The sequence below is a fragment of the Natranaeroarchaeum sulfidigenes genome, from assembly GCF_017094485.1.
Lineage (GTDB): Archaea > Halobacteriota > Halobacteria > Halobacteriales > Natronoarchaeaceae > Natranaeroarchaeum > Natranaeroarchaeum sulfidigenes.
Map to the genome: position 1 here is coordinate 1,649,150 of NZ_CP064786.1, position 11,939 is coordinate 1,661,088.

11 protein-coding genes are annotated in these 11,939 nt (G+C 55.3%); 9 read left to right on the top strand and 2 right to left on the bottom strand.

The features are described from left to right. Positions 1 to 51 precede the first annotated feature (51 nt). The 6 genes from AArcS_RS08565 (at position 52) to AArcS_RS08590 (ending at position 7,373) form a co-directional block, all read left to right on the top strand. Positions 52 to 861 (top strand): M55 family metallopeptidase, encoded by an 810-nt coding sequence (locus AArcS_RS08565; RefSeq protein ID WP_238477004.1) that lies wholly within the window; start codon positions 52 to 54, stop codon positions 859 to 861. Positions 862 to 1,019: 158 nt separating this feature from the next. Then, complete coding sequence (locus tag AArcS_RS08570; protein ID WP_238477005.1) at positions 1,020 to 2,555, top strand: methyltransferase; 1,536 nt, start codon at positions 1,020 to 1,022, stop codon at positions 2,553 to 2,555. Further along, entirely contained in the window at positions 2,552 to 3,100 is a 549-nt protein-coding gene (locus AArcS_RS08575) for a GNAT family N-acetyltransferase (RefSeq protein WP_238477006.1), read from the top strand. Before AArcS_RS08570 ends, AArcS_RS08575 begins: the two co-directional genes overlap by 4 nt. Positions 3,101 to 3,285: 185 nt before the next feature. Then, positions 3,286 to 4,347 carry an ADP-ribosylglycohydrolase family protein gene (locus AArcS_RS08580; RefSeq protein ID WP_238477007.1) on the top strand — a complete coding sequence of 354 codons (1,062 nt, stop codon included), beginning with the start codon at positions 3,286 to 3,288 and terminating at the stop codon, positions 4,345 to 4,347. Positions 4,348 to 4,438: 91 nt separating this feature from the next. Next, entirely contained in the window at positions 4,439 to 5,032 is a 594-nt protein-coding gene (locus AArcS_RS08585; protein WP_238477008.1) for a hypothetical protein, read from the top strand. A 100-nt stretch (positions 5,033 to 5,132) separates the two neighbouring features. Further along, entirely contained in the window at positions 5,133 to 7,373 is a 2,241-nt protein-coding gene (locus AArcS_RS08590) for a methyltransferase domain-containing protein (RefSeq protein ID WP_238477009.1), read from the top strand. A 17-nt stretch (positions 7,374 to 7,390) separates the two neighbouring features. Here AArcS_RS08590 and AArcS_RS08595 read toward each other — a convergent pair whose 3' ends face one another. Further along, entirely contained in the window at positions 7,391 to 8,158 is a 768-nt protein-coding gene (locus AArcS_RS08595; protein WP_238477010.1) for a metallophosphoesterase family protein, read from the bottom strand. Beyond that, positions 8,155 to 8,775, bottom strand: a complete 621-nt coding sequence (locus AArcS_RS08600) for a hypothetical protein (protein ID WP_238477011.1) — start codon at positions 8,773 to 8,775, stop codon at positions 8,155 to 8,157. Before AArcS_RS08600 ends, AArcS_RS08595 begins: the two co-directional genes overlap by 4 nt. 194 nt (positions 8,776 to 8,969) lie before the next feature. On the opposite strand from AArcS_RS08600, the gene AArcS_RS08605 reads away from it, so the two are divergent. From AArcS_RS08605 to AArcS_RS08615, 3 genes are read left to right on the top strand one after another with little or no spacing between them, the layout of a single operon-like run. Then, on the top strand, positions 8,970 to 9,239 hold the full coding sequence (locus AArcS_RS08605) for a DUF8110 family protein (RefSeq protein WP_238477012.1): 270 nt from the start codon (positions 8,970 to 8,972) through the stop codon (positions 9,237 to 9,239). Between the two features lie 42 nt (positions 9,240 to 9,281). Next, complete coding sequence (locus AArcS_RS08610; RefSeq protein WP_238477014.1) at positions 9,282 to 10,190, top strand: ADP-ribosylglycohydrolase family protein; 909 nt, start codon at positions 9,282 to 9,284, stop codon at positions 10,188 to 10,190. Continuing rightward, entirely contained in the window at positions 10,190 to 11,911 is a 1,722-nt protein-coding gene (locus tag AArcS_RS08615) for a HEAT repeat domain-containing protein (RefSeq protein WP_238477015.1), read from the top strand. The genes AArcS_RS08610 and AArcS_RS08615 overlap by 1 nt, the downstream gene beginning before the upstream one ends. The last annotated feature ends 28 nt before the right edge of the window (positions 11,912 to 11,939 follow it).

Genomic DNA, 11,939 nt, shown 5'->3' on the forward strand with positions numbered 1-11,939 from the left:
GATTGTCCTGATGAGCGTAAAGTTATTAAAATGACGAGAGTAAGGATGAACATGAGCGACTTCGAAGTATTCATTTGTGGTGATATCGAGGGTGTATCGGGATTCGTAGACTGGGCACAAGAAGACGAGGAGTCCGAACGGGTCCGCCGAGCAATGACGGAGGATATTAACGCGGCAATTAGAGGAGTCCTCTCCGAGCGGAAAGCTGAAATCGTTGTGAACGATTCCCATGGTGGGAAGCGTAATATAATACTTGAAGAACTACATCCCAAGGCGACACTGGTTCGTGGCGGACCCCGACCACATGGGATGATTTCGGGGGCCGAAGGTAGTGCCGATATTGGGTTTCAAATCGGTGCCCATACACGCCCAGGTTACGGAGGTGTATTAGAACATGTGTTCAGCTCGTCGACGATGTCGGAAGTGACCCTAAATGGGCAGCCGGTTGGCGAGGTGGAACTGAATGCGATGGGAATGGAATACTTCGATGTCCCGACGGGTCTTGTAACCGGCGACGATCGTCTTGAGGATGAACTTACTGAGCTACTTCCCCGGACCAAGTACGTAGTCACAAAAGAATGTCGTGGAATGCGATCTGCGGCGTGTCGTCACCCAGAAGCGGTGCGGGAGGATATAGAGGCACAAGCGGCCGCTACAGTAGCAGAGATCGAAAATGGCTACCCGCTGAATCTCGGAGTCGATGAAGACGTTCGAGCGACAATCAGATACCATCAAGCCGATACAGCCGATAAGGCAGCTCTATGGCCGGAGGTCGAACGGATAGACAGCCGAACGATTGGATACCAATCGACCGATAATCTTGAAATCTACTCGTTTCTCAGAGCCGCAAGTAAGGTCTGACTCCAATCAGAACGGCGGGCGCACGTTTTATTACTTCTGGAAAATCGAGCATCACGAATATCGTCTCGATAAGGAGTCTACCAATCATCACCACCGTCATTCAGTTGTACAGACGGCGTATAGTTTATGTATTATGCGGACACTTCTCCTATAGGTTAATGGAAACGCGACAGTCAGAACAGATTCGGGACGGCTGGGGTAGTGTCCTATTTGTTGATTTGCGCAATTTCACTAATCTACTGGAGTTTTACGGCACAAAAAAACTCGAGTCAGTCCTCGACCAGGTGTTTGTCAGTTTCAAACGTGTCGTTGAATCGTACGGGGGGACGGTAGACAAGCTGATCGGTGACGGTATGATGGCGGTGTTCCGCGACGACAGGGAACGAGACTGCGAAGCGAACGCAGTCCGGGCGGCCGGTGAAATGCTTCACCAACGTCTCCCAAACTTGGAACATAGAACTAATCTCAACCTTGAGATTGGTATCGGTATCTCAAGCGGTGAGCTCAAACGAACAACCATTGCAGACATAGACGAGACGATTATCAGTCGTAACGTGAATATTGCAAGTCGGCTACAGAGCCTCTGTAAGAAGTTTGATATAGCTATCATCACCGACAAAGAAACACGGGAAAATATTGATGGCTTAGCACAGGGCTATACTTTCCGGTTGATTCCTGATCAACGTATCGAGGGGATTTACGAACGGATTGACGTTTTCGAAATCTGTTCGCTTGAAGAGTACGACGGCGACTATTTAACGCGCTACAATGAGGCCGCTCAACACTACAGCGCCGGAGAGTTTTCTAAGGCGCTTGAATTCTTCGTTTCGGCGTACTCCGATATGAGCCAGAAACAGGACCGGACGCTTCTCCATCACTTCGCCAGCGAGTGTTTCGACCGGCTAGATAATAGTGACAGTCTTTTTCAGAATGCAGACAATTACGAAAATAACTCGACAACACAGCGGACACAGGCGGATTACCTCCTTTGGCGACTGGAGCAGTTCATCGACAAACGTGATTTAGTTCCTTCTCGGATGCTAGATATCGGCTGTGGATCAGGGACGCTGACGGTCGGTATCGCCGAGCAGTACTCGACTACCGAGTTAGTAGGTATTGATGAATCACAGGCTCAGATCCAAAAGGCCAGACAGGATCATTCCCACTCTAGAGTCCAGTATGAGACGGCAGATATCGTCGAGTACGGTCCAGTAGACCCGTTCGACGTGATTGTAAGTAACTCGACGATGCATTGGGTGCAGCCACAGGACAAAGCCTACAAGAACATTTTTCAGCACCTGAAGCCCGGAGGACTCATCGCTATTCATCAAGGAGGAAAGGGATGTTACAGTGAACTCCACGACGCAGCGGAGCAGGCGTACAAAGAGCTCGGGTTTGAGGAGTACTTCGACGACTTCCAGTTCCCACTCATCTACTACGACAAAGACGAAATGGAACATCTTCTCAGAGAACATGGGTTTGAGCCACTGAAAATCAATCAGATGGAATCCGAACAACCGGATACTTTGGTCGACGACTTTGCGGAGGCATCGCTCCTTTCGTATCGCAAACAATTAGCCAACGACGCCGAGAAGCAGGCGTTCGTAGAACGATACAAATCAATAGCGGAAAAGTACGACAAAATCGATACTACGCGAATTTACGCGTTTGCAGTCCGACCAAGTAACCAATGACAACCATCGATTATATTTCCGAAACAGAACGGTTCAGCGATGGTATCCGAGAATTGTTAGTCGCTGCAGACGACGAGTTCGTCCCGCGCCTCTCAGCACGGGAAGGGACGACTCAGCGGGAAGGGCTAGCTGATGCTTCGAGTGCTGATACTGAAGATGTTGGCGATGCAATCGAATCTTATCACTCGCAGTGTTTGGACCAACATCTTATCGCCTGTCATGACAGAGGAGATATTCGTGGGTTCATGTCTTTCCGGGAGGGCTACCGAACCTCAGAGCTCGAAGGCTACCAGCCATCGAACTACATCTCAACTGTCATTGTGTCACCGGACTATCGCCGTCGTGGATTCGCCCGGAAAATGTACAAGCGGATTCTCTCGGACCTTCCACCAGGAATTGAGTGTCCGTATGTGACGACTCGGACTTGGAGTACGAATCACTCGCATCTATCGCTATTAGAAGAACTCGGATTTGAGAACGTCACGAACCTACCAGACGACCGGGGAGACGGTATCGACACAGTGTACTATGCAATAGAGCGGTAGTGTAGCCACTCATTCCGTTCAAGAGAGTACATTTCCGTCAGCATAGTCCAAATTAATTTTGTTGCCTTTCTCTTGATTTCTATATTATTGTCTTAGTACGGCACATCTGGAGGCGATAGATATACTCGCAACGACGACCTTACCGGTAGGTTTCTTGAGGGTTAGGCTCGAAACAGCAAGTATCGATGGAACGTGCTGTCAATGCCGCCCGGGGCACGCTCCTCGGCCTGGCCTGCGGTGATGCGCTCGGACGTCCGGTCGAGTTCTCTACGTCAGCAGGGATTGAACGCGAACACGGTACGCTTACCAAGATGGCCGGGGACGGGACCCACGGACAGCCAGCCGGTACGATCACTGACGATACAGAATTAGCGCTTCGGATCGGCCGTTCGCTGGCGGACCGTTCTGAGTTCGATGGCGGCGATATTGCACGACGATTCGTGGAGTGGTATCGAAGTGGCCCCTTCGATATCGGCCTTATGACTGCCGATGCACTCCGAGCGATCGACGATGGGATGTCGTGGCGTGAGGCCGGCCAAGTGGTGTGGGAGTCACGTTCTGAGGGGAGCAACGCTGGCAACGGGAGCCTCATGCGGTGTGCCCCATACGCGATTCGGTACGCCCGCTCGCCGATCGAACTCGATGCTGTGAGCCACAGCTCATCAGCGATCACGCACGCCGATCCGCGGTGCACCCATGCTTGTAGTGTCTTGAACCGGATTCTTGCGACACTCATGTTGGTCGACGAGGAGACTGCCCGGAAGTTACCCTTCGATCCGCTCATTGGCGTCGTCGAGAACCCGCTGTTCGGCCTGCCGGACGATATCGAAGCTGCACTCAGGCCTGGCCTCGATGGCCTCTCTCCGGACGATCTGGACAACTCCGGATACGTCGTCAGTACGCTTCAAGCCGGGCTGTACTACGGTCTCACAGCCAACTCGGCCGAGGAAGCGATCGTGACGGCAGTCAACGCCGGTGGAGACACCGACACGATCGGTGCGGTGGCCGGCGCTGTCGCCGGCGCTCGGTTCGGTATGAGTACTCTTCCGGAGCGATGGCTCACGGAACTTGACAAGGTCAACGAACTTGACAGGGTCGCACAGAACCTGTACGGCCAACGGGAGGCGTCGACGACGTGGAATGACGATACAGACGACCCCAGCACGGAACCAATTGGAGCCATCGACCTATTTGTCACGACGACACGAACCGCCGACTCCGGACCATATCGAACTTCCGCCGTTTAGCGGCGGCCATCGCCCTCGACCAGAGCCGAGATATCTACCAGATGAACCGCCAGCTGATCTCTCGCCGATTGACACGGTCTGGTTCGACTGGATGGCACGGATGTACCTGTCGTTGAATTACGGGTATCCAGTCCATGAGGGGCCAGCAGCCGACGGTGACCGTGTCCGAGAGGTAAAACACCAGCTTGAGGAGTCCCTCCGAGTCAGGCTGCCCGAATACACAGTATCAGCAACGTTTGAGGCGCTTCCCGAACAGGATCGGAACCGCCTCGAACAGTTGTTCAACATGGGGACTGAAGCGTTACAGGCGGCCGCCGACTCTATCCTGGATGTACGGTCGGAAGGCGGACAAGCGTTTACGCATCTTCATGGCTATCTCGCGGCATCCTCACGAAATGCGCCGTTCTTGAGTGAGCAGCTTCTCCGCGACACATCAGTCACTGAACCGAACGCAGATGAACTCCTTCGGGCAAGCCAGAAGTTCGCCCAACTCACGTCAACATATCTCGAAGTGTTTGCTATGCTGGATGCAACCCACGCTGAGGTCGAGCAGCTCGTCGACACAACGAGTTCAGCACACGAGGCTGCCCAGCGTGCACGCCACTATTTCATTGCATTTGCGCTCAGACATCCAGCAATCGACGAGGTCATGATCCAGGATGGACTCGCTCGTCGAAATACGTGAGCCGCGAAACCTACTCGAAGGAAACGAGAGTGCTCCTTTGAACGAAGTCGTGCGCAGAGACAGCAATGTATTTACATGTACTCTCCTGGCGTTAGAGTAAATGGTCAGCAAAAAAGACGTATCGAATCTTATTGACCCCCTCACAAGTGCTGGAACAGCGCTTGATCTGTCCCAGGACACCAAGAACCGGGCGATGGAAATTCTGCGGACGGCTGCAGAGAAACTCTCTGTTCACTCACATGGCGTGGACAACGTCGGGGCAGCGGTGTTGCTTGTTGCGTGTCGGCAGGAGGAAGTGGCGGTGACGATGACGGAGGTTGTCGATGCCTGGTCGCCGATCGATCCGGATCCGGATGTCGGTGAACCGTTCAGTCACTCATCCGTCGGGCGAGCTTTCAACCATATTTCACGCGCGCTGGCCATCAAGACTCGCCCAACGGCTCCGGAAGGGCTCGTCACACGGGCCACGACAGATCTTGGCCTGGAAGACGAGACTGCGACGGTTGCTGAGAATATCCTTGGTGCAGTTCGGGTAGTGGAACCGTCGACCGTCGGGGCAGTCACTGCGAAGGGTGCGGCCTCGACTGCGCTATACCTTGCCTGTCGGATCAGCGATCAAGACGACTGCACCCAATCACAGGTTGCAGCGGCCCTGGACACGAATTCAGTGACGCTCAGAACGAACCGGGACGCGTTCAAACAGGTCCTCTCCGATCATCCGGAGCTGGATATCATCGAGGAAACCAACTACAAGACGCTCGACACCGCACTATTTCTCGACCTGGAGGAGATACGCGGCGACCCATCATCGCTCCCGTCAGATTTGGCTGAGACACCTGAGGCTGACGCCGAAGAAGAGTATCTCACCAATGCTGCGGTTCTGTTCGGCGACATTCGCAATTTCACGAGTATTGTTCAGTTGTACGACGGTGCGTACGCGACGATCAACGAACTGTTCCAAGAAATTGAGCGCACGGTCGCAGAGGAGTTCCAGGGAGAAGTAGATAAACTGCTTGGGGACGGCATCATGGCTGTCTGGACCGACGAGAACGCTTCACAGAATGCGGTAGCGTGTGCTGTCGATATCCTTGAGACTGTCCTGCCGAATATACGGTCAAAAGCTCCGTTCGAGCTGGAGATGGGGTTCGGAATCGCTACAGGTCGAATCCGCCGGGTTGACGTCGGCGACGTGGATCGGACGGTGTTCGGTGAGAACGTCAACCTTGCCGCACGACTTGAAGGGTTGTGTAAAGACTTCGACGCGCAAGTAATCGTGGACGAGGACACATACGAGACCGTCCGTGACAAGACTGCGATGTACCACGTCCCCAGCCGCTCCCTGCGTGGGTTGAACGCACCGCAGGATGTCTACGTCCGTCCGGATTCGTCAGTGATCGATACTGACGACGTACACGATTTTAACCAGGCGGCGGCCGACCTGGACGAGGGGTTTTACGCGGAGGCGCTCGAATTTTTCGCAGAAGCGTACGGGAATCACCAACACCCCTACAATCAGACGCTAGTGCAACTGCTTGCAGTCGAGTGTTTTGATAAGTTTGAGCGAGACGACCGGGCCTCGTGGTCGAAACGTACACTATATGAGTATACCGACACCCAGTACCGCCGGTCGCGGCCGTTGAAACGGAAAGCTGTATCGTGTCTTGAATCGCCCAACATGGAAGCGATACGTGTCCTCGAAATCGGTTGTGGAACCGGGGATTTGACGACCGAACTGGCCGAGGAGTGGCCAGCAGTGGAGTTCGTCGGTATCGACACTGCACCTGATGCGCTCAAATCAGCGAAAGACGGGGCACTATCGAACGCTACGTTCAAGCGGACATCTGTCGAGCGTCTCCGACCGGACAAGCCGTTCGACCTTATTTTCTTGAATTCACCGCTGTACTCCCAGTCATCGTATTTAGAGACACTGACTGACGCTCGCACCGTAATCGCAGACAACGGGGCACTGCTAATTCAGCAAGCACCGCCGTCGTTCACCGCAAAGCTTCGAGAGAGCACCAGAGAGGCTGCGACGATGATGAAGTACGAAGGAACCTTTGAGCGTTTTGATTACCCGATCGACTTCTTCGAGCAGTCAGAACTCGAATCTGCACTCAGTAACCGACGGTGGAACCCGTCGATTGACCGCGTCGATATCGAAGTGGATGTGTACGATCTCGTTCGTGATTTCACGAACGTTGGCCTCACGCCGTACACTGAATGCTTCTCGAACGCTGTAGAGAAACAGAAGTTCAAAGCAGAGTTCCAGACCGCAGCAAAACGCGTCGCGGAAGATATCCCCTCCTCGGTGTTTCTTGTTCAAGCAAGCCCTGATACGTGAGTGCCAGTACTGATTGGCTACAGGCGGCGATACCAAGTATTCTCTCTACCGCCTCCATCGACGAATCGAACACGGAGATCCTCTTTACGATCTACTATGGCGTACGCACCGAACGCCTCATTGGGGGTTAATTGCTTGTTGAATGCGTCGACGGTGAAATGGCTAATGCCCCCGGAGCAAACATACCCGAATTCGTGGAGGTGGCCGTTGAACGTCGCTGCGACTGCATCAGTCATTGCCAAAGCGTTGCGAACCGCCGCTCCGTCAGCACAGAACGCCTCCTCCGGGCGGTCGGCAAACCACCGGTTATTGCTGACATCACACTCGTGGACTGGGTGATGTACGAAGACGAGAGCATCCGAGAGATCCTCTAGTGCGTCCCGGAGTGCCCGTAACTGTCTTTCACCGATCTCGCCACGACCACCGTCGAGGTGCGGGGCCGTCGAGTCAAGATACACTAGCGACGCGTCAGTGTCGATCCCCCAGGCTTCGTGACCGAATAATTCGGGCCAGTCGTCCGCGATCGAGAGGTGAACCGCGTCGTGGTTTCCAGGCAGGTACCGCACTGGGCAGGAAATCTCATCTAGAATCGAACGGATAGTCACTGCATTCTCACGGTCTGTCGCAGCCGCGTCTACTTCGTGGACAATGTCGCCGAGCACCACGACTCGGTCGGGCTGGATCCGTTCTTCGAATCTGAAAACTGCTTTCTGGAGTTCAGCTGTGAGCTGCTCGGGTGCAGATTTGTTGTAATGAAGGTCGGTCAGGATGGCGACCCGCGTCATAACAGGATAACGCCGATGAAGGCGACGATGAACTGTATGAGGAACAGTAAGACGGCGAGACGGAGCCAAGCAAGGCCACGACCTGCATACTGTGCCTTTCGTTTTCCAACTTGTTTGTAATGATAGAGTTTCGCCAAGCGGAACTCGTCGTAGTCCTCAACGCGGTCCGCGCTCCCGTAGTCTGCGACGAAATCGGCGACAAATGACTCGTATGTTGACTGGTCCAAATCGTCGTGACCCCCGTCGCGCATCTTCATTACGGAGTCGTACTGCTCGGCCGAAGTTCCGTACCAAGGGAGCCAGGGGTGGCTGAGAAGTGGCTCTCCAACTCCTTCTGAATAGAACCCGACAGGAAGCAACGAGTTAACGATCGCGTTCAAACTCAGAAAGATCAGCGCCATCGCAGTGATACCGAGTGCAACGAACAGCCACTGGACGCCACCGGTGACCATGGTTTCTGACTGCAGAACGAGCGTAGAGAGAGAGACTTGCGCGCTCAACAGGAACGTAATTGCAAGGACGGTTGTGTCGCTGATATTGTCTAGATCGGTGATCGAATCGAACGTGTCTTCAGCCTCGTCATCGGCCATTGCGACCAGTTCGTCGTGTTCGTTCACAGCGATTATTGTCGGGTTTGAATACATAAATATTGTGCCAGCGTAGCGGGCGATCGGTTGGCAAACCTACCCAACAGTCAATTCCCTCCAGAACAAAGTAATATCTGAACTATACACCCGCCGAATTTACGCATACCGGACCATCGGCTCGTGGATGTACAGAACCAGATAACTCCCAGAACACACGACGGATAATGAGTAAGTCATTCGCTGACGAATACCCGGAAGCCGCCCCATATATCCAGAAAGCCGTCGACGAGCATAGTGAAGACTGGGTGCTTGAACACTATTACGAGCAACTGTACCCGCTTGGGCAACTGATGGCGATGCCCGAAAAGGAGGAACTTCCGTTCTACGACGAGGACGAGCACGACGCCATGACAGAGGATGAACGGGTGGAGATGTACCAGGCCAGGGCGGAGTATCGAGAGAATCTCCGCACAGGAACCAAACCGGACGAGTGACTGTCACCCTGCACTTTTGAGACTACTATCCTTTGGTGACGTATGAACCGTGATCAAGCTCGCGGTACCCTACTTGGTCTGGCATGTGGGGATGCGCTTGGACGGCCAGTCGAGTTCAGATCTGCCGACCGGATTGCCGCTGAACATGGACGGCTCGACGAGATGGTCGGGCACGGCACATGGAATCAGCCTGCTGGGACGATCACTGACGATACCGACCAGGCGCTGTGTATCGCTCGTAGTCTCGTCGAACAGCAGGCGTTCGATCCGGCAGACATAGCGGATCGGTTCGTTGCGTGGTACGATAGCGGGCCGTTCGACATTGGAGGGATGACGAGGCGATCACTCAGGCGTCTCAAACGCGGCGACGCGTGGGACGAGGCAGGCCAGCAGGTCTGGGCGGACAGTTCCGAAGGCCAGAACGCAGGGAACGGGAGCGTAATGCGGTGTCCACCGCTTGCTATCCTATACGCGACGGACTGGGATCGACTCGCGGCAGTGAGTCGGCAGTCCTCGCAAATCACGCACGCTGACCCACGATGTACTGATGGCTGTGCAGTACTGAACCTCACGATTGCTGGCCTCCTCGAAGAGGCGGAGACGCCGTTGCAAGACGCGCTTGATTATGTCGGTTCAGACGCGCCTGATGAGCTCGTGACGGCACTCCGACCGCTCGCTCGCGGCGACTCACCCGGTACACTGGAAACGTCAGGGTACGTCGTACATTCGCTGCAGACGGCACTCTACGATGGCCTCGGTGAGGACAGTGCCGAGGAAGCGATTGTGACTGCGGTCAATCGTGGCGGTGACACTGATACGATTGGGGCGATTGCCGGCGCAGTCGCTGGCGCACGATTCGGAGCATCAGAGCTTCCGGACCGGTGGCTGAATGCTATCGGCGACACTGACGAACTCGAAATGGTGGCCGAGCGACTCCCAGAGGTGGCGTGATGTACGTCTTGGCATTCGACCGAGACTGGACAGTGGATCTGAATCCACATCCTCGGCGAGAAGCGGTACCATTGGAGTGGGTGCGATATTGGGCACACGAGGCCAATCATGAAGTCTGGGCGATCGGGAATCAAGACCTCGTCGAGGAGGCGGATATTCCGGGCACGGTGGAGTCTATCCGGCGGCGAGATGGCCACGTCGATGCGCTTGGTGAGCAGGACGACTACGGGGAGTATGAGTGGTGGCCTGAACGTAAAGAACGCCTCCGGATTCTCGCGGAGTTGTTCCCTGATGCCGAGGGGTACATCGTCGTTGACGATCTCGATTTGGGGCATGTCGACGGCTGGGAGCACTACCACGCGTGGGACTTCGTCGAGCATGTCCGCCAAGGACAGCTCGGGCTGTCAGCACCGCCCTCAACTGATTTGAGTCCGGATGGCGGATTTGAATCCGGTGACGCAGTTCGGGAGGTCCTTGCTAACGGATACGTGTTCGAGCTCACACATCGGACGGACGGTGAACGGAAGACACATCTTGTCACGCATTTCGAACCGGACCGCCCGTCGATGACGCCGTTGAAAGGTCCGCCAGCGTTCTGGTTCGAGCCTGTCGGGAACGGCGAGCGGGTTTCCGTACGGCTCCCCGAGGTTGAAGCGTTGCAGCCGGTCCCATATGAGCGTCTCGCTGACCCGCTATCCGGGGCGGCGTTTGCGGCGGTGCGAAAGCAATTAGAAGAGGACCCTGCGTCGGTAGACAAAGCCACGCTTCAAACGATGCTGACCGATGCGGCAACGGACGCGGTGAACGTGGATCGACGTGAAGCGCTCCGTTTGGCGATCACCACAGTAGAGAGCCGTGCCGACGCTCGGAAGGTCGCCGTCGATACGACGTTCGTGTTACTATCTGAGGAGCCGACCGCGCTCGACCGAGCAGCGCTCCAAGCACTCCACGAGGCCGCCACCAGTGAGCCAGCGGTACTGACAGATCACGTGGGAGACCTGGCGGCGTACGCGAGTCAGGACTCGATGTACCAGCAGGCTGCGACGCGTTGCTTGATGGAGTTAGCGGAGGCTGACCCGGCGAGCGTTCTTGACGCCGTCCCTGCCTTGGAAGCGGCGGCGACGGCAGAGACAGAGGCAACACAGAGTTACGCAGTGTACGCACTTTCCCGCGTCGCGGGAGCGCATCCTGAAGAGGTGTTTCCGGCGATTGATGCCTTGATCGAAGCGATGCAGAGTGAGGATGAGACGACGCAGACGAACGCGTTAGCGGCGCTTGGGAAGATCGCGTCGGACTATCCGGACGCCGCAGAGCCCACCGTGGACGAGCTGGTGGCAGTCCTGGATTGTGACGCAAAACGCGTGCGAAATAATGCGGTCGGGTTGCTTGGTGATCTTGCGCAAGAACACCCGGCGGTCGTGATCGAGTACGCTGATCAGATCGCCGCGCAGTTGGAGGATGATAATATTCAGGCGCGTGTGAACGCATCGATAGCGCTCCAGCGAGCAGGTGAGGCAGATCCGGCTGCAATTCGAGCACAACAGGACCGGTTGGAGGCCGCATTAGAGGATCCGAGTCCGGAAGTCCGGGCGAACGTGTGCTCCTTGATCGGGAACGCGTACGTGAGCGTGCCTATCGAGACGCTTGCAGAAATGAAAGAGAACGATCTGGACGAGACAGTGCGCGAGCGAGCGGGTTGGGCGATTTCACGTCTTGACTGAGATGTGTGGGTTGAGTCAGCATCGGCGA

Coding starts and splice junctions, on each gene's coding strand:
- AArcS_RS08610 (WP_238477014.1), top strand. CDS start 9,282: ATGAACCGTGATCAAGCTCGCGGTACCCTACTTGGTCTGGCATGTGGG.
- AArcS_RS08565 (WP_238477004.1), top strand. CDS start 52: ATGAGCGACTTCGAAGTATTCATTTGTGGTGATATCGAGGGTGTATCG.
- AArcS_RS08605 (WP_238477012.1), top strand. CDS start 8,970: ATGAGTAAGTCATTCGCTGACGAATACCCGGAAGCCGCCCCATATATC.
- AArcS_RS08590 (WP_238477009.1), top strand. CDS start 5,133: ATGGTCAGCAAAAAAGACGTATCGAATCTTATTGACCCCCTCACAAGT.
- AArcS_RS08615 (WP_238477015.1), top strand. CDS start 10,190: ATGTACGTCTTGGCATTCGACCGAGACTGGACAGTGGATCTGAATCCA.
- AArcS_RS08595 (WP_238477010.1), bottom strand. CDS start 8,158: ATGACGCGGGTCGCCATCCTGACCGACCTTCATTACAACAAATCTGCA.
- AArcS_RS08580 (WP_238477007.1), top strand. CDS start 3,286: ATGGAACGTGCTGTCAATGCCGCCCGGGGCACGCTCCTCGGCCTGGCC.
- AArcS_RS08585 (WP_238477008.1), top strand. CDS start 4,439: ATGGCACGGATGTACCTGTCGTTGAATTACGGGTATCCAGTCCATGAG.
- AArcS_RS08570 (WP_238477005.1), top strand. CDS start 1,020: ATGGAAACGCGACAGTCAGAACAGATTCGGGACGGCTGGGGTAGTGTC.
- AArcS_RS08575 (WP_238477006.1), top strand. CDS start 2,552: ATGACAACCATCGATTATATTTCCGAAACAGAACGGTTCAGCGATGGT.